Consider the following 22384-nt stretch of genomic DNA (forward strand, 5'->3'; position numbering starts at 1 on the left):
ACAAAAAAACGGGCCGTCACTGTAGCGACAGGCCCGCTTAATGGCAATCAGACTTGCGTCAATATGCCTCAGTCCTGTGGTGGCTGAAGCGCTACGCGGAGGCTTTCGATAGCCACATCACGCGCCTCGGCGTTGTCGAACCGCGGCCCGTCGGCGACCTGTTCGCCATTCAGCCACAGACCGAAGCCCAGGCCCTCGACGCGCACATCCGCCTCGCCACCCTGCTGCAACTGCTTGCTCACGGCGCCGGCGCTCTTGCCGTCGGCGAAGCTGCGCGACAGCAGCAACTGTTCGCCGTCGGCACCCAGCAGGCGGAAGCGGAAGCTGCCGTCTTCATCACGGAAACTGACGAAACGCGCGCTCCTGGCGGCCTTTTTCTTCACTTCGGTGCTGGCCTGCACACTGGCGCGGAACGAACGCAGGCCAACGGCTTCGCGCAGTTGTTCCAGGAACGGCGTGGCGATCTTGCGCGCCTTGGCAGCACCGGCCAGCAGTATGTCTTCCAGGTCGGCAGGGCGGGCAATCAGCTGGTGGTAGTACTCGCGCTTTTCCGCCAGTTGGCCGTCCAGCAGCTGGAACAGGCGCTGCTTGGCCTCGCCCCAGCCCAGGCCCTGCAGCAGCTCTTCGCGGAACTCGGCGCATTGCGCCGGCGTCGAGAAGGCCTGGAACAGGGTGAACAGGTGGGCGTTGTCAGGGTCTTTCGCTTCGCCGGGTGCACGCGAGTCGGTGACGATGCGCGAAATGGCGTCCTTCATTTCCTTGGCACTGGTGAACAGCGGGATGGTGTTGTCATAGCTCTTGGACATCTTGCGCCCGTCCAGCCCCGGCAGGGTCGCCACGCTCTCCTCGATCACCGCCTCCGGCAGGGCGAAGAAGTCCTTGCCCTGGCCGAACAGGTGGTTGAAACGCTGGCCGATGTCACGGGCCATTTCCACGTGCTGGATCTGGTCACGCCCGACCGGCACCTTGTTGGCGTTGAACATCAGGATGTCGGCGGCCATCAGCACCGGGTAGCTGTACAGGCCCATGGTCACGCCGGCGTCCGGGTCTTCGCCGTTTTCCAGGTTCTTGTCCACCGAGGCCTTGTAGGCGTGCGCGCGGTTGAGCAGGCCCTTGGCGCTGACGCAGGTCAGCAGCCAGGTCAGTTCGGGGATTTCCGGGATGTCGGACTGGCGGTAGAACGTCACCTTGTCCGGGTCGAGGCCACCGGCCAGCCAGGTGGCGGCGATTTCCAGGCGCGAACGCTGGATGCGCAACGGGTCGTCGCACTTGATCAGCGCGTGGTAGTCAGCCAGGAAGTAGAACGAGTCGACACCGGGTTGCTGGCTTGCAAGGATGGCCGGGCGGATGGCGCCGGCATAGTTGCCCAGGTGCGGAGTGCCGGTGGTGGTGATACCGGTAAGGATGCGCGTGGTCATGGGTGTTCGCTTATTCAGGCTTGGCTCAGTTCGAAAGGCGCGGCAGCAGCAGATCCTTCAGATCGGTCAGCTTGCCATGGAAGAAGTGTCCGCATTCTGCCACTTTCAGCAGCTCATGGGGGCGCGACAGGCTGTCAGACCAATCGTAAACCAGCTGCGGCGCGACGACTTCATCGGCGTCCGGCTGCACCACGGTGATCGGGCACTGTTGCGGCAGCGGGAACGCCGGGGTGAGGCGCATCACTGCCGGGGCAATCATGAACAGGTGCTGCAGCTCTGCCCCGGCCGCTTCCAGGCGGCCGGCCAGGCTGGTAGCGACGAAACCGCCGAACGAAAAGCCCATCAGCACCAACGGCAGGCCCGGGTGTTTTTCGCGCAGCCAGGACGCGGCCGCCTCGGCATCGGCCACTTCGCCAGCGCCCATGTCGTGGCTGCCGGCGCTCTGGCCGACGCCGCGGTAGTTGAAGCGCAAGGTCACATAGCCAGCATCGCGGGCGGTGCGTTGCAGGGTCGAGACCACCTTGTTGAGCATGGTGCCGCCCTGGACCGGGTTGGGGTGGCAGATCAGCACCGCACCACGGGCATCGGCCACCTCCAGATACAAGGCTTCCAGCTGGCCGCTGGGGCCATCGATGAACAAGGGGGTTTCGCGGACAAGCAAGGCACTACTCCGTGACCTCGAAAGGGGTCGATTCGTCTAGGTGAGGAATTCTGTTCTGATTTGCGATCGCTCGCGGTATACAGCGCAGGTCTGAGCCGTTAACGTAAAGCAAAGCCGTTTATAGAGGAAGGACTCGTGGAACTCTCGCTCCTTGTTTGGTTGTTGCCGACCCTGGCCCTGGTCATCGGCGTGGTGGTCGGTTTCGTCGTCGCTCGCCTGCTGCCCAATGCCGCGCCGAGCAGCACCCAACGTCAACTGGATGATATCCAGAAGCGCTTCGACAGCTATCAGAACGAAGTGGTAACTCATTTCAACAGCACTGCCGTACTGGTCAAGAAACTGACCCAGAGCTATCAGGACGTGCAGGACCACCTGGCCGAAGGCGCCAACAGCCTGGCCCTCGACGACGTCACTCGCCAACGCCTGCTGGCGGCCCTGCACTCCGAGGCAGCGCAAGGCCCGCGTGACCGCCTGACCCCGCCGAAGGACGCCGAGGTGCCGCGCGACTATGCACCGAAAGCGCCGAACTCGCCGGGCATGCTCGACGAGAGCTACGGGCTCAAGCGTTAATCTGCCGAACATGAAGAAGGCCTCGATAGAGGCCTTTTTTGTGAGCGCGATCTTCATGCCTGCGCGCGCCCCTTGTAGGAGCGACCTTGTGTCGCGAAAGGGCTGCGCAGCAGCCCCGGCGATCTTGCAGGGCGGCTGAATCCCTGGGGCCGCTACGCGCCCCTTCGCGACACCAGGCCGCTCCTACAGGTGCCCCATTGCCTGCTCGATATCCGCCAGCAGGTCCTCCACGTCCTCCAACCCCACCGACAAGCGCACCAGCCCTTCCGAAATCCCGTGATGTACCCGTTCCTTCGCGGTATAGCTGGAATGCGTCATGCTCGCCGGATGCTGCGCCAGCGACTCGGCATCGCCCAGGCTCACGGCCCGGGCAAACAGTTGCAAAGCATTCATGAAGCGCCGCCCCGCCTCGATACCGCCCTTGAGTTCGAAGGCGATCATCCCGCCTGGCAGACGCATCTGCCGCTGCGCCAGTTCGTACTGGGCAAACGATGGCAACCCCGGATAGTGGATCAGTTCCACCTGCGGCTGCCGCGCGAGAAACTCTGCAACCTGCAAGGCATTGGCACAATGACGGTCCATGCGCAGCGCCAGGGTCTTGATGCCACGCATCAACAGCGCGGCATCGTGTGGCGACAGCACCGCCCCGGTCATGTCCTTCAAGCCTTCCAGGCGGATGCGGTCGACCAGCGCCTTGCGCCCCACCACCAGGCCGGCGGTGATATCGCCATGGCCACTGAGGTACTTGGTGGCCGAATGCACCACCAGGTCAGCCCCCAGCTCCAGCGGCCGCTGCAGGTACGGCGTGCAGTAGGTGTTGTCGACCACCACTTGCACATCATGCCCGCGTACGGCCTCGGCAATCGCCGCGATATCCACCAGTTGCATGTTGGGGTTGGCCGGGGTTTCGAAGTAGATCATCCGCGTTTTGCTGTTGATCGCCGCTTTCAAAGCCTTGCTGTCGTTGAGGTCGACATGGCGGATCTTGACCCCGAATTCGCCAATGCCATGGTGCAGGAAGGCGAAGGTGCAACCGTACAAGGTGCGCCCGACGATCAGCTCGTCACCGGGCCGCAGCAGGGTCCAGATGGTCGAGGTAATGGCGCCCATGCCCGACGCCAGGGCCAACCCCGCTTCCCCCCCCTCAAGCGAGGCCATGCGTTGTTCGAGCAGGGCCAGGGTGGGGTTGGAAATGCGGCTGTAGAAGTGCCCCGGTTGTTCGCCGGCAAAGCACGCAGCGCCGTACTCGACGTCGGGGAAGGCGTAGGTAGCGGTCTGGTACACCGGCGGCACCAGCGCGCCACCGTGGGAAAGCGGGTCGTAGCCATGATGAATGGCTCGTGTGGAAAAACCGGTGTTGTTATCGGAGCCGCGCATGGCAACAGCCTCTTGTGGTTTGTTATAAGCTTATGCCACCGAGCTGCCCGATTTTTTCCAAAATGGCCCACATATCCGTGCGCTTGCTGGAACAAAAACAATAATTACCGGATCAGGAGGGCAAGAAATGCCTTCGAGCCTCGACCGTACCGACCGCGCCCTGCTCGCTGCCCTGCAGGACAACGCCCGCCTGACCATTGCCGAACTGGCCGACCAGGTGTCACTGACCACTTCGCCCTGCTGGCGGCGGGTAAAGCTGCTGGAGGACAACGGCTACATCACCGGCTACCAGGCGATCCTTTCGCCCAAGTCGCTGGGTTTCGGCGTGACCGCGTTTGTCAGCATCATGATGGATTCGCACACCAAGGACATGGCGCTGGCATTCGAGCGACGGTTGATGGAGATTCCCGAGATCGTCGCCTGCCATAACATTTCCGGGCGCTACGACTTCCTGCTGGAGATCCTCGCGCGGGACCTGGAGTCGTTCGGTGAGTTCACCCGCGAAGTCCTGCAGCGGTTGCCCGGGGTGAAAGAGATCTACTCAAGTTTTTCCTACAAAGCGGTCAAGGAACGGCGAGTGATTCCGGTATCGGAAAAACACATCTGAACACCTTGGCGACGTCTTGTAAAAAAAACCCCGCCGAGGCGGGGTTTTTCTTGCGGCCTAGCGCTTAGATCGCGCCACGCTGACGCAGTACCTCCAGCACCTGTTTCACGCCCTCGTCGACACTGGTGGTCTGGGTGTCGATCACCAGGTCGGCATCCAGCGGCACATCGTACGGGAAGCTTTCACCCGGGATGTTATCGCCACCGGCAGCATAAAGGCCCTGCGGGTCACGCTCACGGCAGGCCAACGGCGAGGCCTGGACGTAAACGGTCACCAGACGCTCCTTGCCGATCAGCGCCTTGGCCTGTTCGCGGCCTTCGGCATCCGGGGCCACGAACGCAGCCAGGGTCAGCAGGCCGGCTTCGTTGAATTGGCGCGCCACATGGGCGGCGCGGCGCCAGTTCTCGGTGCGGCCGGCACGGTCCTGCGGCAGGCCTTTGTTCAGGTCATGGCGCAGGTTCTGGCCATCGAGCACGTACACCGCACGGCCCATGTCGAACAACTTACGCTCCACGGCATAGGCCAAGGTGCTCTTGCCAGCGCCGGACAAGCCGCTGAACAGCACGGTGGCCGGCTGCTGGCCGAAGCGCAGGGCGCGCTCTTCGGTGGAAACGTGGGCCTGCTTGCCGTGGTGGCCGGTGCTGCCATGCGGCAGCACTGGCGGGGCGATGATCATGCCAGCGCCGACAGTGCCGTTGGTCAGGCGGTCGATGACGATGAACGCACCGGTGGTGCGGTTGCTGTCATAGCCGTCCAGGGCGATAGGGGCGTCCAGGGACACCTTGACCCGACCGATCTCGTTCAGTTGCAGCGCGCTGGCAGCACCCTGCTCCAGGGTGTTCACATCGACCTTGTGGGTGATGCTGGCAATCGAGCCCGGCACGTAGCTGGTGGCGCGCTTGATGTCGTACTTCTTGCCCGGCAGCATCGGCTCCTCGGCCATCCACACCAGCATGGCATCGAACTGGTCGGTGACCGGCGGGACGTTGTCGGCATGCACCAGCAGGTCGCCACGGGAGATGTCGATCTCGTCTTCCATGGTCAGGGTCACGGCCTGGCCGGGACCGGCGTTTTCCAGCTCACCTTCGTAGGTGACGATGGACTTGACCCGGCTGCTCTTGCCCGACGGCAGCACGACGATTTCGTCGCCCTTGTGCACCACGCCGCTGGCGATGGTGCCGGCGAAGCCGCGGAAGTTCAGGTTCGGGCGGTTGACGTACTGCACCGGGAAACGCAGGTCGGTGAAGTTGCGGTCGGCCGAGACCTCGACGGTTTCGAGGATTTCCATCAGCGTCGGGCCGGCGTACCACGGCGAGCGCTCGCTGTGGTTGACCACGTTGTCGCCCTTGAGCGCCGACATCGGCACGAAGTGCAGGCTGCTCGGCACCAGGTTGATGGCCTCGGCGAACTTCAGGTAGTCGGCCTTGATCGACTCGAACACGCCCTGGTCGAAGCCCTTGAGGTCCATCTTGTTGACCGCGACGACGATGTGCTTGATGCCCAGCAGCGAGGCAATGTAGCTGTGGCGGCGGGTCTGGGTCTGCACGCCGTAGCGGGCATCGACCAGGATGATCGCCAGGTCGCAGGTGGACGCGCCGGTGGCCATGTTGCGGGTGTACTGCTCGTGGCCCGGGGTGTCGGCGATGATGAACTTGCGCTTGGCCGTGGAGAAGTAGCGGTAGGCAACGTCGATGGTGATGCCCTGCTCGCGCTCGGCCTGCAGGCCGTCGACCAGCAGCGCCAGGTCGACCTCTTCGCCGGTGGTGCCGACCTTCTTCGAATCACGGGTGATGGCCTCGAGGTGGTCCTCGTAGATCATCTTCGAGTCGTGCAGCAGGCGCCCGATCAGGGTGCTCTTGCCGTCGTCGACGTTGCCGCAGGTCAGGAAACGCAGCAGTTCCTTGCGCTCGTGCTGGGCCAGGTAGGCGAGGATGTCCTCGCTGATCAGATCAGATTGGTGCGACATGGAGTAACCCTGAAATTAGAAGTAGCCTTGGCGTTTCTTGTCTTCCATGGAGCCGGCGCCATCGTGGTCGATGACACGGCCCTGGCGTTCGGACGTACGGGTCAGGAGCATTTCCTGGATGATGTCCGTCAGGGTCTCGGCTTGCGACTCGACAGCACCCGTCAACGGGTAGCAGCCAAGGGTACGGAAACGCACCTTCTTCTTGACGATGCGCGCCTTCTCTTCATCGGTCAGATGCTCGAGGATGCGCTCGTCGTCGATCATGATCAGGGTGCCGTTCTTCTCGATGACCTCGCGCTCGGCGGCGAAGTACAGCGGCACGATAGGGATGCCTTCGAGGTAGATGTACTGCCAGATGTCCAGCTCGGTCCAGTTCGACAGCGGGAACACCCGGATCGACTCGCCCTTGTTGACCTTGCCGTTGTACACGTTCCACAGCTCGGGGCGCTGGTTCTTCGGGTCCCAGCGGTGCTTGCTGTCACGGAACGAGTATACGCGCTCCTTGGCCCGCGACTTCTCCTCGTCGCGGCGCGCGCCACCGAAGGCGGCATCGAAGCCATATTTGTCCAGCGCCTGCTTCAGGCCCTGGGTCTTCATGATGTCGGTGTGCTTGGAGCTGCCATGGGTGAACGGGTTGATACCCTGCGCCACACCTTCCGGGTTGACGTGGGTGATCAGCTCCAGGCCCATTTCCTCGACCATCTTGTCGCGGAAGCGGTACATCTCCTGGAATTTCCACTGGGTGTCGACATGCATGACCGGGAACGGCAACTTGCCCGGGAAGAAGGCCTTGCGCGCCAGGTGCAGCATCACGGCGGAATCCTTGCCGATCGAGTACAGCATCACCGGGTTGTCGAACTCGGCGGCCACCTCGCGGATGATGTGGATACTCTCCGCCTCCAGCTGTTTCAAGTGCGTCAGTTTGTCGACCATGGCTACTCACGAAAAACGATCTTATGGACGGCCTACGGGCCGTGTTCGAGCGAGCCACTTTATCACAGCGGGTGCTTCTATTTAGGAGGCGGGCTAGATCGAAAAAATCTAACGATATGACTGAATTTTCGCGCGTCCAGGCCCGGCCCTTTCGCGGGTAAACCCGCTCCCACAGGTACTGCATTGCCTCAGGCTTGATGCGATCCCTGTGGGAGCGGGTTTACCCGCGAAGCAAAGCGACGCCAGTCTCAGATTGGGTTCGGGCAATCGATGAACAGGTGCTCCACGGCAAACCGCCGCGCCAGGTAATCGCCCAGTGCCTGCACCCCATAGCGCTCGGTGGCATGGTGGCCGGCGGCAATGAAACTGACGCCGTTCTCGCGCGCGCTATGGTAGGTCTGCTCGGAGGCCTCCCCGGTCAGGTACAGGTCGACCCCGGCGGCAATCGCGGTGTCGATGTAACCCTGGCCACCGCCGGTGCACCAGCCGACCCGGCGGATCATCTGCTCACCCTCGACCAGCAACGGCTCGCGCCCCAGCACTTCCTGCACGCGGCGGGCAAAGTCGCGTGCGGTCAGTGGCTCGGCCAGCGAACCGACCAGCCCGACCACCTTGGGGTTTTCCGGGTCCAGCGGGCCTTCGACGGTAATCTCCAGCTGCCGCGCCAACTGCACGTTGTTGCCCACGTCCGGGTGCACATCCAGCGGCAGATGGAACGCCAGCAAGCTGATGTCGTTGTTCAGCAAGGTCTTCAAGCGGCGCTGACGAATGCCGGTGACACACGGGTTTTCGCCCTTCCAGAAATAGCCATGGTGCACCAGCACCAGGTCGGCCTCGGCCTCGACCGCGGCATCCAGCAGCGCCTGGCTGGCGGTGACCCCGCTGACAATGCGGCTGACCTGCGGCCGGCCCTCGACCTGCAGGCCATTGGGGCAGTAATCCTGGATCTTCGCGCTGCCCAGGTAACGCTCGGCTTCCTCAACCAGGGTGTTCAGAGCGACGGCCATGAAAATCTCCTCGAAATCTGCATTTTTAACGGGCACAACGCCCACGCAACGCCCATATAATGCCGGCCATTATGGGCCGTCGCCGGCACTGGGGGAACCGGTGTATGATCGCGCGCGCTCATGCCCCACCGTGCGCCCACCGGTCTTCGCTCTTTCCAGGATTCGTTCATGTTCAAGGCTTTGCGTTACTTTGGCTGGCCCCTGCTTACCGGCGTACTGGTCGCCATGCTTATCATCCAGCGCTTTCCGGAATGGGTCGGCCTGCCCAGCCAGGACGTCAACCTGCAACAGGCCCCGCAGACTTCACGGATCATGCAGGGCCCGGTGTCCTATGCCGACGCCGTGACCCTGGCCGCCCCGGCGGTCGCCAACCTGTACACCACCAAGGTGGTGAACAAGAGCTCGCACCCGCTGTTCGAAGACCCGCAGTTCCGCCGCTTCTTCGGTGACAACCTGCCCAAACAGCGCCGCTGGGAATCAAGCCTGGGCTCGGCCGTGATCATGAGCCCCGAAGGCTACCTGCTGACCAACAACCACGTGACCAGCGGCGCCGACCAGATCGTGGTGGCGCTGAAGGACGGTCGCGAGACCTTGGCCCGCGTCATCGGCAGCGACCCGGAAACCGACCTGGCGGTGCTGAAGATCGACCTGAAGAACCTGCCGGCGATCACCATCGGCCGCTCCGACACCATTCACATCGGCGACGTATCGCTGGCCATCGGCAACCCGTTCGGGGTCGGCCAGACCGTGACCATGGGCATCATCAGTGCCACTGGGCGTAACCAGCTGGGGCTGAACAACTACGAAGATTTCATCCAGACCGACGCGGCGATCAACCCAGGCAACTCCGGTGGTGCACTGGTGGATGCCAACGGCAACCTGATCGGCATCAACACGGCGATCTTCTCCAAGTCCGGCGGCTCACAGGGCATCGGCTTCGCCATCCCGGTGAAACTGGCGCTGGAGGTAATGAAGTCGATCGTCGAGCACGGCCAGGTGATCCGTGGCTGGCTGGGCATCGAAGTGCAGCCGCTGAGCCAGGAACTGGCCGAATCGTTCGGCATGAAGGACCGCCCGGGCATCGTCGTGGCGGGTATCTTCCGCGAGGGGCCGGCGGCAAAGGCCGGGTTGCAGCTGGGTGACGTGATCCTGAGCATCAACGGCGAGCCGGCCGGCGACGGGCGCAAGTCGATGAACCAGGTGGCGCGGATCAAGCCCAACGAGAAAATCACCATCGAAGTGATGCGCAACGGGCAGCAGCTGAAGCTGGTTGCCGAGGTAGGGCTGCGGCCGCCGCCAGCGCCGGCGGTGGCCAACGAAGAGAAGTAACGCTCCGATCTGGCAACCCGTGTAGGAGCGGCCTTGCGCCGCGATCGGGCCGCAAAGCGGCCCCAGCGATATTAGCGGTGAAGCTAAAATCCCGGGGCCGCTGCGCACCCCATCGCGACACAAGGCCGCTGCTACATGGACCGCGCGTGCAGCCGCTACGGCATCAATGCAGGATCTGGCTCAGGAACAACTTGGTCCGGTCACTGCGCGGCCGGTCGAAGAAGTCATCCGGCGACGCCTGCTCGACGATCTCGCCCTTGTCCATGAAGATCACCCGGTTCGCCACGGTCCGGGCAAAGCCCATCTCGTGGGTTACGCAGAGCATGGTCATGCCATCCTCGGCCAGGCCGACCATGGTATCGAGCACTTCCTTGACCATTTCCGGGTCCAGCGCCGAGGTCGGTTCGTCGAACAGCATGATCTTCGGCTTCATGCACAACGCACGGGCAATCGCCACACGCTGCTGCTGGCCACCGGACAGCTGCCCCGGGTACTTGTGCGCCTGCTCCGGAATGCGCACGCGCTCCAGGTAGTGCATGGCAATTTCTTCAGCCTTGCGCCGCGGCATCTTGCGCACCCACATCGGCGCCAGGGTGCAGTTCTCCAGGATGCTCAGGTGCGGGAACAGGTTGAAGTGCTGGAACACCATGCCCACTTCGCGGCGGATGGCCTCGATCTGCTTGAGGTCGTTGGTCAGCTCGACACCATCGACCACGATGCGCCCCTGCTGGTGCTCTTCCAGGCGGTTGAGGCAACGGATGGTGGTGGACTTGCCCGAGCCCGACGGCCCGCACAGCACGATGCGCTCGCCCTGGCGCACGTTCAGGTTGATGTCCTTGAGCACATGGAACTGGCCGTACCACTTGTTCACGCCCTGCATCTGGATGATGCCTTCGGGGCCGGCAGGCTGCTTGATCGCTTCACTCATTTCGAAACTCCTAACGCTTGTGGCCAGTGTCCAGCTTGCGCTCCAGGTGCATGGAGTAGCGGGACATACCGAAACAGAAAATCCAGAACACCAGGGCCGCGAACACGTAGCCCTCGGTGGCCATGCCCAGCCAGGCCGGGTCGGCGGCGGCTTGCTTGACGCTGTTCAGCAGGTCGAACAGGCCGATGATGATCACCAGGCTGGTGTCCTTGAACAGGGCAATGAAGGTGTTGACGATGCCGGGGATCACCAGCTTGAGCGCCTGCGGCAGGATCACCAGGCCCATCGCTCGCCAGTAGCCCAGGCCCATGGCCGCGGCCGCTTCGTACTGGCCTTTGGGGATGGCCTGCAGGCCGCCACGCACCACTTCGGCGATGTACGCCGACTGGAACAGGATCACGCCGATCATCGCCCGTAGCAGCTTGTCGAAGCTCATGCCTTCGGGCAGGAACAACGGCAGCATCACCGATGACATGAACAGCACGGTGATCAGCGGCACGCCGCGCCAGAACTCGATGAAGGTGACGCATACCACCTTCACCGCCGGCATCTTCGAGCGCCGCCCGAGGGCCAGCAGGATGCCCAGCGGCAAGGCACCGACGATACCCACGGTGGCGATCACCAGGGTCAGCATCAGCCCGCCCCACTGGCTGGTCGGTACATTCTCCAGGCCCAGCACGCCGCCGTGCAGCAGGGTGTAGGCCAGGATCGGGTACAGCACCAGGAAACCCAGGCCATAGACAGCCTTGCGCGGGAAACGCTTGATGAACAATGGCGCGGCGCCCAGTACGGCAAGCCACACGGTCAGGTCCACGCGCCAGCGCAGTTCGGCCGGGTAGTAGCCATACATGAACTGGCCGAAACGCTGCTGCACGAACACCCAGCAGGCGCCCTCCTTGGTGCAGTCGGCGCGGGTTGTACCGACCCAGTTGGCATCGAGCAACGCCCACTGCAGCAACGGCGGCACGATCAACCACACCAGGTAGATGGCGAACAGGGTCAGCAGCGTGTTAAGCCAGCTGGAGAACAGATTGGCACGCATCCATGCGAGCACGCCGACGGTTTTCACCGGTGGCGGCATGTCGGGTTTGAAAACATGGGCATTCACTGGCGTATCCTCACCGCTCGATCAACGCAATGCGCTTGTTGTACCAGTTCATCAGCAGCGAAATGCTGATGCTGATGGCGAGATAGACACTCATGGTGATGGCGATCACCTCGATGGCCTGGCCGGTCTGGTTGAGTACGGTACCGGCGAACAGCGAGACCATCTCCGGGTAGCCGATACCGGCCGCCAGCGACGAGTTCTTCGCCAGGTTCAGGTACTGGCTGGTCAGCGGCGGAATGATTACCCGCAGAGCCTGGGGGATGATCACCTTGCGCAGGGTCGGGCCTTCGCGCAGGCCCAGCGAGCGCGCGGCCTCGGTCTGGCCATGGCTGACCGAACGGATACCGGAGCGCACGATCTCGGCGATGAACGCGGCGGTATAGATGGTCAATGCCAGGGTCAGCGCCAGCAACTCGGGGATCAGCACCCAGCCACCGACGAAGTTGAATCCTTTCAATTGCGGCACTTCCCAGACCACCGGGCTGCCAAACAGCAGTACGCAGGCCCCCGGAATGGCGATGAACAGCGCCAGCCCCACCCAGAACTTGTGGAATGGCTCGCCGGTTTCGTCGAAGCGCTTGTTGGCGTAGCGCACCATCGCGACGATGGCCAGCACGGTCAGCCCCAAGGCAATGACGAATGGCCAGAAGCCGTCAGCCATGGTCGCCCCGGGCATGTTCAGGCCACGGTTGCTGATGAAGAAGGTGTCCTGGAGGTTGATGCTGCCGCGCGGCCCCGGCAGGGTCAGGAACACGGCGAAGTACCAGAACAGGATCTGCAGCAACGGCGGGATGTTGCGGAAGGTTTCCACGTACACCGTCGCCAGCTTGTTGATCATCCAGTTCGACGACAGCCGTGCCACGCCGATGATGAAGCCGAGGATGGTCGCCAGTATCACGCCAATGAAAGTCACCAGCAGGGTGTTGAGCAGGCCGATGACGAACACCCGCGCATAACTGTCGGATTCCACGTAGGGAATCAGGTGCTGGGCGATGCCGAAGCCGGCACTGCGGTCGAGGAAGTCGAAGCCCGAGGTGATGCCCCGGTGTTGCAGGTTGGTCTGGGTATTGTGGAACAGGTACCAGCCCAGACCGACCACGAAGGCTATCGTGAGGATCTGGAACAGCCACGCACGCACACGTGGATCGCTCAGGGATAACCCCTTTTGTGCGCCAATTCGATTTTGCATGAAGTGCCCCGGAAAGTAGGGTTCCGAACAACCTGCGGCGGCGGGATGCCGCCGCAGGGTGCAGCCATCAGCGCACAGGTGGCGCGTACTGGATGCCGCCGTTGTTCCACAGGGCGTTCATGCCACGGTCGATCTTCAGAGCGGTGCCCTGGCCCAGGTTCTTCTCGAACACTTCGCCGTAGTTGCCGACTTGCTTGACGATCTGCACTACCCAGTCCTTGGGCAGCTTGAGGTCCTTGCCATACTCGCCGTCCGCACCCAGCAGGCGGGCGACGTCCGGGTTCTTGGTGCCTTTGGCTTCGGCCTCGACATTCTTCGAGGTGATGCCGGCCTCTTCGGCGTTGAGCATGGCGAACAGGGTCCACTTGACGATGCTGAACCATTCTTCGTCGCCTTTGCGCACCACCGGGCCCAGGGGCTCCTTGGAGATGGTTTCCGGCAGTACCACGTAGTCGGCCGGCGCGGCCAGCTTGGAGCGCTGGGCGAACAGCTGCGACTTGTCCGAGGTCAGCACGTCGCAACGGCCGGACTCCAGCGACTTGGCGCTTTCATCGGAGGTGTCGAAGGTAATCGGGGTGTACTTGAGGCCATTGGCGCGGAAGTAGTCCGACACGTTCAGCTCGGTGGTGGTACCGGCCTGGATGCAGATGGTCGCGCCGTCGAGTTCCTTGGCGCTGGATACGCCCAGCTTCTTGTTGGCCAGGAAGCCGACGCCGTCGTAGTAGGTAACACCGGCGAACACCAGGCCCATGCCTGCATCGCGCGAGCTGGTCCAGGTGGTATTGCGCGACAGCACGTCGACTTCGCCCGACTGCAGCGCGGTGAAGCGCTCCTTGGCGTTGAGCTGGCTGAACTTGACCTTGGTCGCGTCGCCGAACACTGCGGCAGCGACGGCACGGCACACATCGGCGTCGATACCGACGATCTTGCCCTGCGCATCAGGTACCGAGAAGCCCGGAAGACCGTCGCTCACGCCACACTGGACGAAGCCCTTCTTCTTTACCGCATCGAGGGTGGCGCCGGCCTGGGCATTGCTCACGGCGCCCAGTGCAGCGGCAGCGGTCAGGACTGCCAGGGTGGTTTTCAACATCTTCATTCACAACCTCCAAATCGCTCTTGTTGTATCGAGCCGGAATTGCACCGCACCCTTTTGAGGCGTATCCGACCCGTATTGGCTTGTTATTGGGTCAATTGGCGCAATGGGCTGTTCTATGACAGCCTTCGCGTGCAAAGGGTGTTACCGTCACGGCCTGCCCTTTGCATCGAAGGTTGAATTGCAAAGCGCGTACCAGATTGTCTGGCTGTAGCGTTTAAGCGCTCGTCAAGTAGGGAAAGTTGTATCGTTGCGACATTCTTTTTCAGACAATCATTTCCAGCGCCTTCTTTTCACGCACGCCACAACGAGACCCGCACACTTTCGGAGCAGTCATGACCAACCCGCTGATTCTCGAACCGCAGAAAACCGCAGACGCTTGTGTGATCTGGTTGCACGGTCTGGGTGCCGACCGTTACGACTTCCTACCAGTCGCCGAATTCATGCAGGAGCGCCTGCTCAGTACCCGCTTCATCATGCCCCAGGCCCCCACGCGCCCGGTGACCATCAACGGCGGCTATGCCATGCCCAGCTGGTATGACATCAAGGCCATGACCCCGGCCCGTGCCATCGACGAAGCGCAACTGGAGGAATCGGCCGAACAGGTGATTGCCCTGATCAAGGCCGAGCAGGCCAAGGGCGTCAGCCTGTCGCGAATTTTCCTGGCCGGTTTTTCCCAGGGCGGCGCAGTGGTGCTGCACACCGCCTATATAAAGTGGCAGGAAGCCCTGGGAGGCGTGATCGCCCTGTCGACCTACGCGCCTACCTTCAATGACCAGCATCAGCTGAGCGCCTGCCAGCAACGCACCCCGGCCCTGTGCCTGCATGGTGTGCACGACCCGGTGGTGATCCCGTCCATGGGCCGCACCGCTTTCGAGTACCTGGATACCTGGGGCGTTGCCGCCCGCTGGCATGAATACCCGATGGAGCACGAGGTGGTGGTCGAAGAGTTGGGCGACATCCACGGCTGGCTGGCCAGGCAGTTGCAATAAGCAGAAGCCGTCTGTAGTTGTAAGCCCAAGCCACTACGCCGCGCCTGAATCTTGCATTACACTGCCGGCGTACATTCCTTAACCAGTTGATGAGACGATCGTGCTCAAGGCACTCAAGAAAATATTCGGCAAGGGAGACGCCGCGCCACAGGCCGTCGCTCCTGCTGCCAGCGTGGCGGCGCCTGCGCCCGCCAGCGAAACCCGGCCGGCGGCCAAACCGACCGCCCCACGCACCCCCCCTGCGCCCAAGGCTGAACAACCTGCTGCCGTTGCGCCAGCCGCCGACAAGCCGGCCAAGGACAAACCGCGCCGCGAGCGCAAGCCCAAGCCGCAGGCCAGCCTGTGGAAACCGGAAGACTTCGTGGTCGAGCCGCAGGAAGGCAAGACCCGCTTCCACGACTTCAAGCTGTCCAACGAACTGATGCACGCCATCCACGACCTGGGCTTCCCCTACTGCACGCCGATCCAGGCGCAGGTGCTGGGTTATACCCTGCGTGGCCAGGACGCCATCGGCCGGGCCCAGACCGGTACCGGCAAGACTGCGGCGTTCCTGATCTCGATTATCTCCCAGTTGCAGCAGACGCCTCCGCCCAAGGAACGCTACATGGGTGAGCCGCGCGCGCTGATCATCGCCCCCACCCGCGAACTGGTGGTACAGATCGCCAAGGACGCCGTTGCCCTGACCAAGTACACCGGCCTCAATGTCATGAGCTTCGTCGGCGGCATGGACTTCGACAAGCAGCTCAAGGCCCTGGAAGCGCGCCATTGCGACATCCTGGTCGCCACCCCCGGCCGCCTGCTGGACTTCAACCAGCGTGGCGAGGTGCACCTGGACATGGTCGAGGTGATGGTACTGGACGAAGCCGACCGCATGCTCGACATGGGCTTCATCCCCCAGGTGCGCCAGATCATTCGCCAGACGCCGCCGAAAAGCGAGCGCCAGACCTTGCTGTTCTCCGCCACCTTCACCGACGACGTGATGAACCTGGCCAAGCAGTGGACCACCAACCCGGCCATCGTCGAGATCGAGCCGGAGAACGTGGCCAGCGAAACGGTGGAACAGCACGTGTACGCCGTTGCCGGCAGCGACAAGTACAAACTGCTGTACAACCTGGTGACCCAGAACAAGTGGGAACGGGTAATGGTGTTCGCCAACCGCAAGGACGAAGTGCGGCGCATCGAGGAAAAACTGGTGCGCGACGGCATCAACGCCGCCCAGTTGTCGGGCGATGTGCCACAGCACAAGCGTATCCGTACCCTGGAGAACTTCCGCGAAGGGCGCATCACCGTGCTGGTGGCTACCGACGTGGCCGGGCGTGGCATTCACATCGATGGCATCAGCCATGTGATCAACTTCACCCTGCCGGAAGACCCGGACGACTACGTGCACCGCATTGGCCGCACCGGGCGTGCCGGTACCAGCGGTGTGTCGATCAGCTTTGCCGGTGAAGATGACTCCTACCAGTTGCCGGCGATCGAAGAGCTGCTGGGGCGCAAGATCAAGTGCGAAATGCCACCGGATGAGCTGTTGAAGCCGGTGCCGCGCAAGCACCACTGACCTGTACCGGCCTTTTCGCGGGTAAACCCGCTCCCACAGGTACTGCATAGCTTTCGAAACCGGTGCAGTACTTATGGGAGCGGGTTCACCCGCGAACCGGGGCTCCGCCCCGGCCATCAAACCAGGATCTACCAGCGCCCAGCGGCATCCTGGTCACTCTGTTTCCCTTCCACCCACCTTGCCCCTTCCTGGGTATTTTCCTTCTTCCAGAACGGCGCCCGGGTCTTCAGGTAGTCCATGATGAAATTGCAGGCATCGAACGCCGCCTGCCGGTGGGCACTGGCCACGCCAACGAACACGATCGGTTCACCCGGTTCCAGCGCACCGATGCGGTGCAGCACCTCGACCTTGAGCAACGGCCAGCGCTGCTCGGCCTCGACCACGATCTTGGCCAGGGCCTTCTCGGTCATGCCCGGGTAGTGCTCGAGGAACATCCCTGCCACTTCCCGGCCATCGTTGAAATCCCGGACATAGCCGACAAAGGCGACCACCGCGCCCACGCCGACATTGGCCGCATGCATGGCATTGGTCTCGGCACCCGGGTCGAACGCGCCTGCCTGAACTCGCACTGCCATGTTCAGCCTCCGGTCACCGGTGGGAAGAACGCCACTTCATCGCCTTCTTGCAGCGCTTCATCGAGCCTGCACAGCTCTTCGTTGCGCGCACACATCAGGTTCTGCTCGGCCAGCACCTGATATTGCCCGCCCTTGGCGACCAGGGCCTGGCGCACATCGTCCAGCACCTTGAAAGCGCCCTCTACCCGCTCGGCATCGACACCCAGCAGTTCGCGGTATCGGGCGAAGTACATCACCTTGACCTTCATCACACATCCACCTTGTAGTGGCCGCTCTTGCCGCCGAGTTTTTCCAGCAGGCGCACCTGCTCGATGACCATACCTTTATCCACAGCCTTGCACATGTCATAGATCGTCAGCGCGGCCACGCTGGCGGCGGTCAGCGCCTCCATCTCAACGCCGGTCTGCCCGGCCAGCTTGCAGCGGGCAACGATGCGCACGGCATCCTCGCCCTCGGCACTGAGTTCGACCTTGACGCTGGTGAGCATCAGCGGGTGGCACAGCGGGATCAGGTCGCTGGTCTTTTTCGCCGCCTGGATCCCGGCGATGCGCGCCACGGCGAACACGTCGCCCTTGGGGTGCTCGCCGTCGACGATCATCTGCAAGGTCTGCGGCAACATGCGCACCCGCGCCTCGGCGGTGGCCTCGCGCTCGGTCACGGCCTTTTCAGTGACGTCGACCATGTTGGCCCGCCCCTGGGAATCAAGATGTGTCAGCACTGCTCTGCTCCTGTGAAGGGAACTGGCAGTGTAAACCGGTGGGTCAGGTTTGAGCAGGGGGCCGGGCAGTGAACTGCCCGGCTGCAGGGTTTTACAAGTGCGATTCGGCGTACTCGGCCAGCACCGAGCGGGGCACGCCCTGCAAGGTGATGTGCACGCCATGGGGGAAGTCCTTGAAGCGCTCGGTCAGGTAGGTCAGGCCCGAGCTGGTCGCGGACAGGTAGGGGGTGTCGATCTGCGCCAGGTTACCCAGGCAGACCACCTTCGAACCAGAGCCGGCACGGGTGATGATGGTTTTCATCTGGTGCGGCGTCAGGTTCTGGCACTCGTCGATCAGGATCAGGCTTTGCTGGAAGCTGCGACCACGGATGTAGTTCAGCGACTTGAACTGCAACGGCACACGCTCAAGGATGTACTCGACGCTGCCATGGGTGCTTTCGTCATCCATGTGCAAGGCTTCGAGGTTATCGGTGATGGCGCCCAGCCAGGGCTCCATCTTCTCCGCCTCGGTGCCCGGCAGGAAGCCGATCTCCTGGTCCAGCCCCTGCACGCTGCGGGTGGCGATGATGCGCCGGTAGCGCTTGCTGACCATGGTCTGCTCGATGGCCGCGGCCAGGGCCAGGATGGTCTTGCCGGAACCGGCGGCGCCGGTCAGGTTGACCAGGTGGATATCCGGGTCGAGCAGGGCGAACAGCGCCAGGCTCTGGTGGATATCGCGCGGTTTCAGGCCCCAGGCTTCCTGGTGCAGCAGCGGCTCCTGGTGCAGGTCGAGCAATAGCAGCTCGTCGTTGCGGATGCCCTTGATCCAGCCGACGAAGCCCTGTTCGTCGATGATGAACTCGTTGACATGCACCGCCGGCAGGTTGTCGGTCAGTTGCACCCGGTGCCAGGTGCGGCCCCGCTCCTGGCGGGTATCGACCTTGCTCACCCGGTCCCAGAACGAACCGCTGACCGAATGGTAGCCCTTGGACAGCAAGGACACGTCATCGACCAACTGGTCGGTGCTGTAGTCCTCGGCCGCGATGCCACAGGCGCGGGCCTTCAGGCGCATGTTGATGTCTTTGGTGACCAGCACCACGTCCAGGTCGGTGCGCCGGGCCCGTACTTCGAGCAGCTGGTTGATGATGATGTTGTCGTTGAGGTTTTCCGGCAGCAGCTTGTTGGGCTCGTTGCGCGGGGTCATCAGGATTGACAGGAAGCCCTTGGGCCCGCTCTTGCCACGCTGGATCGGCACGCCCTGCTCGACATCGCTGGGCGAGGCGTCACCAAGGGTCTGGTCGATCAGGCGAATGGCCTGGCGGCATTCGGCAGCGATGCTCTGTTTGCCGGCCTTGAGCTTGTCGAGTTCCTCCAGCACCGTCATCGGGATGGCGACATGGTGCTCCTCGAAGTTGAGTAACGCGTTGGGGTCGTGAATCAGGACGTTGGTATCGAGCACATACAGGATTGGCTTGCTGGAGGAAGGGTTGCGTCCTTGGTCATCCATACTCGGTCACCTTATGTCGAAGCCACACGGCGTGCTCTGTTACGCCGCAGAGTGACTGCCGTTCTCCCCGTATCCGCGTTGTTACGGGCGGGAAGCGAACCTGGCTAGGTGGGCCTGGATGACGCCACCTGTGCTGCAGGAATCGGCTGTCTGGTTTCTTCATACAGCAAAAGCCATGACCGGAAAAAGCGTTTTTACGACTTTTTGAAGTTTATTTTTCCGAATGACGAAGGGCCCTTGGCGGCAGCGCCTGAGGGGACTACAGTCAGAAGTCACACCCCCGGTTCGCGGTATCCGTACTCGCGGCAACCTTCCCAGCCGATTCCGCTCTGCGCGGTGTGGCGCAGCAACCAGTCCAGCGCCGGCTGGGCCTTGGGCAGGCTGTCGTGGAACTGGATCACGCCCTTGCGCCACAGCAGCATCAAGGTCAGCACCCGCTGCGCCGAGGCTTGCGCCGTCAGTGCGCCATCATCCTGAGCATCGATATCCCACAGCGATACCCGCAGTTGTTGGCTGGCCATGAACGCCTCGCCGTCGGCGCGGCGTTGCCCGTAAGGCGGGCGGAACAATGGCACGTACTGCTGCGGCAGGTCGGCCTGCACCCGCGCCTGGCTGCGCCGCAGCGAGTCCTGCCAGCCGGTCCACTGCGCATGGGAGCGGTATTCCCAGCCCTGGATGCCCACACACTGGCCGCCATAGAGCTGCCGCAAGGCAGTTGCCGCGCCGGCATCGTGGCGTTGTTGCAGGCGGTTGCCCAGCACGAAAAACGTCCCTGCAAGCTTCTGTCGGCGCAGGTAAGCGGCCAGCTGGTCGGTAGTGCCGCCCTGCGGCCCGGGGCCACCGACAAAAGTCAGCAGGAACATGCGGTCGTTCAATTCGTCGCCATTGCGCTCGCGTGCCGACAGCCGCTCCACCTCGCTGCTGGTCTGTGGCAGCACGGCGGCCTTGCGCAATTGTTCGTCAAGGTAATGAACATGGAACTGGTGGCTGGGCTCGACCCATCCAGTGTAGAACGTGCCGACATCGGCAGCGAACGTCGCCGCCTGGGTGCGCAACTCCGCCATCGAGGTAACCGCGTAGCAGAACGACGCATCCTGCTCGCAGCTGCGCTGCGCCTGTTGATAACCTTGCCACAACCGCTGCCACATGCGCGCCCTTACCAGGCGCACCTTCTGCATGTTTATCTGCCGCAGCCCCAACCGGGTCGCCAACGCCGCGTCGTCCAGCAGTTCGCTCTCATGCAGCACCTGGGCGAACGAAAGGATTTCCGCCCGCGAGGCCACATCGAACAGCGCCGGGCTGTCCAGTTGCTCGGGCCAGAGGCTGCGGTCCAGGCTGACCTGGGGTGACGGGGCGGCTTGCACAGCCAGGCTCAGCAGGCCGGCCAGCAAGGCAGAGGCAATGCGCACGGTTGAAAGCTCCGCAACGGCGAAACGCGCACTATAGCGCCTGCTTCGGCCATGGTCTGTGACTATCGTCGCCATAGTTTGGACTTGCAGCGCCCAGCCCGTAGAATTCCCGGCCAACGATGCCAGGAGCCGACCCGATGCTGACGGTGATTTCCCCCGCCAAGACTCTCGACTACGACACCCCGCCGGTGACCGAGCGCTACACCTTGCCCCAGTACCTGGACGACGCCCAGGAATTGATCCGCCAACTGCGCGACTTGTCACCGGCGCAGATCAGCGAACTGATGCACCTGTCCGACAAACTGGCCGGCCTGAACGCCGCGCGTTTTGGCAGCTGGACCCCGGACTTCACCCCGGCCAATGCCAAGCAGGCACTGCTGGCGTTCAAGGGCGACGTATATACCGGCCTCGATGCCGGAAGCCTGGGCGAGGACGACTTCAGCTACGCTCAGGAACACCTGCGCATGCTTTCCGGCCTGTATGGCCTGCTGCGTCCGCTCGACCTGATGCAGCCTTATCGTCTGGAAATGGGCACCAAGCTGGCCAATGCCCGCGGCAAGGACCTGTATGCGTTCTGGGGCACGCGCATCAGCGAATGGTTGAACCAGGCCCTGGCCGAGCAGGGCGATGACGTGCTGCTCAACCTGGCCAGCAACGAATACTTCAGCGCGGTGAAACGCAGCGCATTGAAGGCGCGGGTGATCAACGTCGATTTCAAGGACTTGAAGAACGGTCAGTACAAGATCATCAGCTTCTACGCCAAGAAGGCACGGGGGATGATGAGCCGCTTCGTGATCCAGCAGCGCATCAGCGACCCGGCACAGCTCAAGCAGTTCGATGTGCAGGGCTACTACTACAGTGCCGAGCAGTCGAAACCGGACCACCTGGTGTTCCTGCGCGATCATCCAGGCGAGTAGCCTGGAAGAGCAACTGTCTTGCTCAATTTACAAAGCTGGCGCGGTCCCTGTGGGAGCGGGCTTGCCCGCGAACACGGGCGAAGCCCGTGCCATCCACCGCAGTCCATTCACCACTCCCGAATCTAACCCCCCTTTTAAGACACAAGCGGCCTTCTGCCGCGAAAGAGCCGCATCGCGGCCCCGGCAATTCTTGCATTGATGCTGGCCATCCAGGGTGCTACACGGCCCTTTCGCGACACATGTCCGCTCTTGAAAAGGGACCTCCCTCCTCGACCGCTTCCGCCCCGCAACAGGGCACGCTTCATATCGCCATCACGCCATAAAATCGACGCCAATAAACCGTCCATACAGGTTTTATAGCTAAACGCCATAAGACCGTTCGTAGCTTTTTTGACGAATTTTTCAAAATTTTTTTCGATGCTGGCACAAAAATATCTCGCAACAGTTTCGCCCTTTATATATCGGGGCGAAACCCCTGCGTGCTATCAAATTGAAATCTGGCCACCACTGAAAAAATATTTAGAAATCTTTCATCCGCGTCGA

21 protein-coding genes are annotated in these 22384 nt (G+C 62.6%); 6 read left to right on the forward strand and 15 right to left on the reverse strand.

All coding sequences use genetic code 11. The features are described from left to right. Positions 1-68 precede the first annotated feature (68 nt). The gene (locus QSV36_RS05910; protein ID WP_289130768.1) at positions 69-1418 is read right to left on the reverse strand and encodes a tryptophan--tRNA ligase; all 1350 of its coding nucleotides are present in this window, start codon (positions 1416-1418) and stop codon (positions 69-71) included. A gap of 25 nt (positions 1419-1443) precedes the next feature. Continuing rightward, on the reverse strand, positions 1444-2079 hold the full coding sequence (locus tag QSV36_RS05915; protein WP_289130770.1) for an alpha/beta hydrolase: 636 nt from the start codon (positions 2077-2079) through the stop codon (positions 1444-1446). Between the two features lie 135 nt (positions 2080-2214). Here QSV36_RS05915 and QSV36_RS05920 point away from each other — a divergent pair, with 135 nt between their 5' ends. After that, on the forward strand, positions 2215-2649 hold the full coding sequence (locus tag QSV36_RS05920) for a Z-ring associated ZapG family protein (RefSeq protein ID WP_003257164.1): 435 nt from the start codon (positions 2215-2217) through the stop codon (positions 2647-2649). A gap of 183 nt (positions 2650-2832) precedes the next feature. On the opposite strand, the gene QSV36_RS05925 is transcribed toward QSV36_RS05920, so the two are convergent. Then, positions 2833-4026, reverse strand: a complete 1194-nt coding sequence (locus QSV36_RS05925) for a methionine gamma-lyase (protein WP_289130772.1) — start codon at positions 4024-4026, stop codon at positions 2833-2835. 127 nt (positions 4027-4153) lie between these two features. On the opposite strand from QSV36_RS05925, the gene QSV36_RS05930 reads away from it, so the two are divergent. Further along, positions 4154-4633 (forward strand): Lrp/AsnC family transcriptional regulator, encoded by a 480-nt coding sequence (locus QSV36_RS05930; protein WP_289130774.1) that lies wholly within the window; start codon positions 4154-4156, stop codon positions 4631-4633. A gap of 64 nt (positions 4634-4697) precedes the next feature. Here the strand turns inward: QSV36_RS05930 and cysN are convergent, their stop codons facing one another. The 3 genes from cysN to QSV36_RS05945 form a co-directional block, all read right to left on the reverse strand. Then, positions 4698-6599 (reverse strand): sulfate adenylyltransferase subunit CysN, encoded by a 1902-nt coding sequence (gene cysN / locus QSV36_RS05935; RefSeq protein ID WP_289130777.1) that lies wholly within the window; start codon positions 6597-6599, stop codon positions 4698-4700. Positions 6600-6614: 15 nt separating this feature from the next. Next, the gene (gene cysD / locus QSV36_RS05940; RefSeq protein ID WP_186685362.1) at positions 6615-7532 is read right to left on the reverse strand and encodes a sulfate adenylyltransferase subunit CysD; all 918 of its coding nucleotides are present in this window, start codon (positions 7530-7532) and stop codon (positions 6615-6617) included. 248 nt (positions 7533-7780) lie between these two features. Continuing rightward, entirely contained in the window at positions 7781-8539 is a 759-nt protein-coding gene (locus tag QSV36_RS05945) for a Nif3-like dinuclear metal center hexameric protein (RefSeq protein WP_289130782.1), read from the reverse strand. 168 nt (positions 8540-8707) lie between these two features. Here QSV36_RS05945 and algW point away from each other — a divergent pair, with 168 nt between their 5' ends. Then, positions 8708-9868, forward strand: coding sequence for a Do family serine endopeptidase AlgW (algW, locus tag QSV36_RS05950; protein ID WP_225779179.1), 1161 nt, complete (start codon positions 8708-8710; stop codon positions 9866-9868). A gap of 163 nt (positions 9869-10031) precedes the next feature. Here algW and QSV36_RS05955 read toward each other — a convergent pair whose 3' ends face one another. The 4 genes from QSV36_RS05955 to QSV36_RS05970 all read right to left on the reverse strand — a co-directional run bounded on the left by QSV36_RS05955 (position 10032) and on the right by QSV36_RS05970 (position 14189). Next, on the reverse strand, positions 10032-10796 hold the full coding sequence (locus tag QSV36_RS05955) for an amino acid ABC transporter ATP-binding protein (RefSeq protein ID WP_170032466.1): 765 nt from the start codon (positions 10794-10796) through the stop codon (positions 10032-10034). A gap of 10 nt (positions 10797-10806) precedes the next feature. Then, positions 10807-11904, reverse strand: a complete 1098-nt coding sequence (locus QSV36_RS05960) for an amino acid ABC transporter permease (RefSeq protein WP_289130789.1) — start codon at positions 11902-11904, stop codon at positions 10807-10809. Positions 11905-11914: 10 nt separating this feature from the next. Continuing rightward, a complete protein-coding gene (locus QSV36_RS05965) occupies positions 11915-13093 on the reverse strand; it encodes an amino acid ABC transporter permease (protein WP_289130790.1) in 1179 nt (392 codons plus the stop codon). 67 nt (positions 13094-13160) lie between these two features. Further along, positions 13161-14189: an amino acid ABC transporter substrate-binding protein gene (locus QSV36_RS05970; protein ID WP_225779182.1), complete on the reverse strand. Its 1029-nt coding sequence runs from the start codon at positions 14187-14189 to the stop codon at positions 13161-13163. A 332-nt stretch (positions 14190-14521) separates the two neighbouring features. Here QSV36_RS05970 and QSV36_RS05975 point away from each other — a divergent pair, with 332 nt between their 5' ends. After that, on the forward strand, positions 14522-15178 hold the full coding sequence (locus QSV36_RS05975; RefSeq protein WP_289130795.1) for an alpha/beta hydrolase: 657 nt from the start codon (positions 14522-14524) through the stop codon (positions 15176-15178). A gap of 100 nt (positions 15179-15278) precedes the next feature. Then, complete coding sequence (rhlB, locus tag QSV36_RS05980; RefSeq protein WP_289130798.1) at positions 15279-16736, forward strand: ATP-dependent RNA helicase RhlB; 1458 nt, start codon at positions 15279-15281, stop codon at positions 16734-16736. Positions 16737-16864: 128 nt separating this feature from the next. Here the strand turns inward: rhlB and moaE are convergent, their stop codons facing one another. The 5 genes from moaE to QSV36_RS06005 form a co-directional block, all read right to left on the reverse strand. Continuing rightward, a complete protein-coding gene (gene moaE, locus QSV36_RS05985) occupies positions 16865-17311 on the reverse strand; it encodes a molybdopterin synthase catalytic subunit MoaE (protein ID WP_289130800.1) in 447 nt (148 codons plus the stop codon). Positions 17312-17313: 2 nt separating this feature from the next. Continuing rightward, complete coding sequence (gene moaD / locus QSV36_RS05990; protein WP_289130803.1) at positions 17314-17559, reverse strand: molybdopterin converting factor subunit 1; 246 nt, start codon at positions 17557-17559, stop codon at positions 17314-17316. After that, complete coding sequence (moaC, locus tag QSV36_RS05995; protein WP_289130805.1) at positions 17559-18029, reverse strand: cyclic pyranopterin monophosphate synthase MoaC; 471 nt, start codon at positions 18027-18029, stop codon at positions 17559-17561. Before moaC ends, moaD begins: the two co-directional genes overlap by 1 nt. A gap of 91 nt (positions 18030-18120) precedes the next feature. Next, the gene (locus QSV36_RS06000; RefSeq protein WP_114170545.1) at positions 18121-19515 is read right to left on the reverse strand and encodes a PhoH family protein; all 1395 of its coding nucleotides are present in this window, start codon (positions 19513-19515) and stop codon (positions 18121-18123) included. A 272-nt stretch (positions 19516-19787) separates the two neighbouring features. After that, positions 19788-20924 (reverse strand): polysaccharide deacetylase family protein, encoded by a 1137-nt coding sequence (locus tag QSV36_RS06005; RefSeq protein ID WP_289130810.1) that lies wholly within the window; start codon positions 20922-20924, stop codon positions 19788-19790. A 137-nt stretch (positions 20925-21061) separates the two neighbouring features. On the opposite strand from QSV36_RS06005, the gene yaaA reads away from it, so the two are divergent. After that, positions 21062-21841, forward strand: a complete 780-nt coding sequence (gene yaaA / locus QSV36_RS06010; RefSeq protein ID WP_289130812.1) for a peroxide stress protein YaaA — start codon at positions 21062-21064, stop codon at positions 21839-21841. The last annotated feature ends 543 nt before the right edge of the window (positions 21842-22384 follow it).

Source organism: Pseudomonas sp. BCRC 81390, assembly GCF_030341915.1.
GTDB lineage: Bacteria > Pseudomonadota > Gammaproteobacteria > Pseudomonadales > Pseudomonadaceae > Aquipseudomonas.

What these genes read in the sequence shown, in the direction of transcription:
- QSV36_RS05910 (WP_289130768.1), bottom strand. Translation starts at nt 1,418, where the DNA reads ATGACCACGCGCATCCTTACCGGTATCACCACCACCGGCACTCCGCAC.
- QSV36_RS05925 (WP_289130772.1), bottom strand. Translation starts at nt 4,026, where the DNA reads ATGCGCGGCTCCGATAACAACACCGGTTTTTCCACACGAGCCATTCAT.
- QSV36_RS05930 (WP_289130774.1), top strand. Translation starts at nt 4,154, where the DNA reads ATGCCTTCGAGCCTCGACCGTACCGACCGCGCCCTGCTCGCTGCCCTG.
- cysN (WP_289130777.1), bottom strand. Translation starts at nt 6,599, where the DNA reads ATGTCGCACCAATCTGATCTGATCAGCGAGGACATCCTCGCCTACCTG.
- cysD (WP_186685362.1), bottom strand. Translation starts at nt 7,532, where the DNA reads ATGGTCGACAAACTGACGCACTTGAAACAGCTGGAGGCGGAGAGTATC.
- QSV36_RS05945 (WP_289130782.1), bottom strand. Translation starts at nt 8,539, where the DNA reads ATGGCCGTCGCTCTGAACACCCTGGTTGAGGAAGCCGAGCGTTACCTG.
- algW (WP_225779179.1), top strand. Translation starts at nt 8,708, where the DNA reads ATGTTCAAGGCTTTGCGTTACTTTGGCTGGCCCCTGCTTACCGGCGTA.
- QSV36_RS05955 (WP_170032466.1), bottom strand. Translation starts at nt 10,796, where the DNA reads ATGAGTGAAGCGATCAAGCAGCCTGCCGGCCCCGAAGGCATCATCCAG.
- QSV36_RS05965 (WP_289130790.1), bottom strand. Translation starts at nt 13,093, where the DNA reads ATGCAAAATCGAATTGGCGCACAAAAGGGGTTATCCCTGAGCGATCCA.
- QSV36_RS05970 (WP_225779182.1), bottom strand. Translation starts at nt 14,189, where the DNA reads ATGAAGATGTTGAAAACCACCCTGGCAGTCCTGACCGCTGCCGCTGCA.
- QSV36_RS05975 (WP_289130795.1), top strand. Translation starts at nt 14,522, where the DNA reads ATGACCAACCCGCTGATTCTCGAACCGCAGAAAACCGCAGACGCTTGT.
- moaE (WP_289130800.1), bottom strand. Translation starts at nt 17,311, where the DNA reads ATGGCAGTGCGAGTTCAGGCAGGCGCGTTCGACCCGGGTGCCGAGACC.
- moaD (WP_289130803.1), bottom strand. Translation starts at nt 17,559, where the DNA reads ATGAAGGTCAAGGTGATGTACTTCGCCCGATACCGCGAACTGCTGGGT.
- QSV36_RS06000 (WP_114170545.1), bottom strand. Translation starts at nt 19,515, where the DNA reads ATGGATGACCAAGGACGCAACCCTTCCTCCAGCAAGCCAATCCTGTAT.
- yaaA (WP_289130812.1), top strand. Translation starts at nt 21,062, where the DNA reads ATGCTGACGGTGATTTCCCCCGCCAAGACTCTCGACTACGACACCCCG.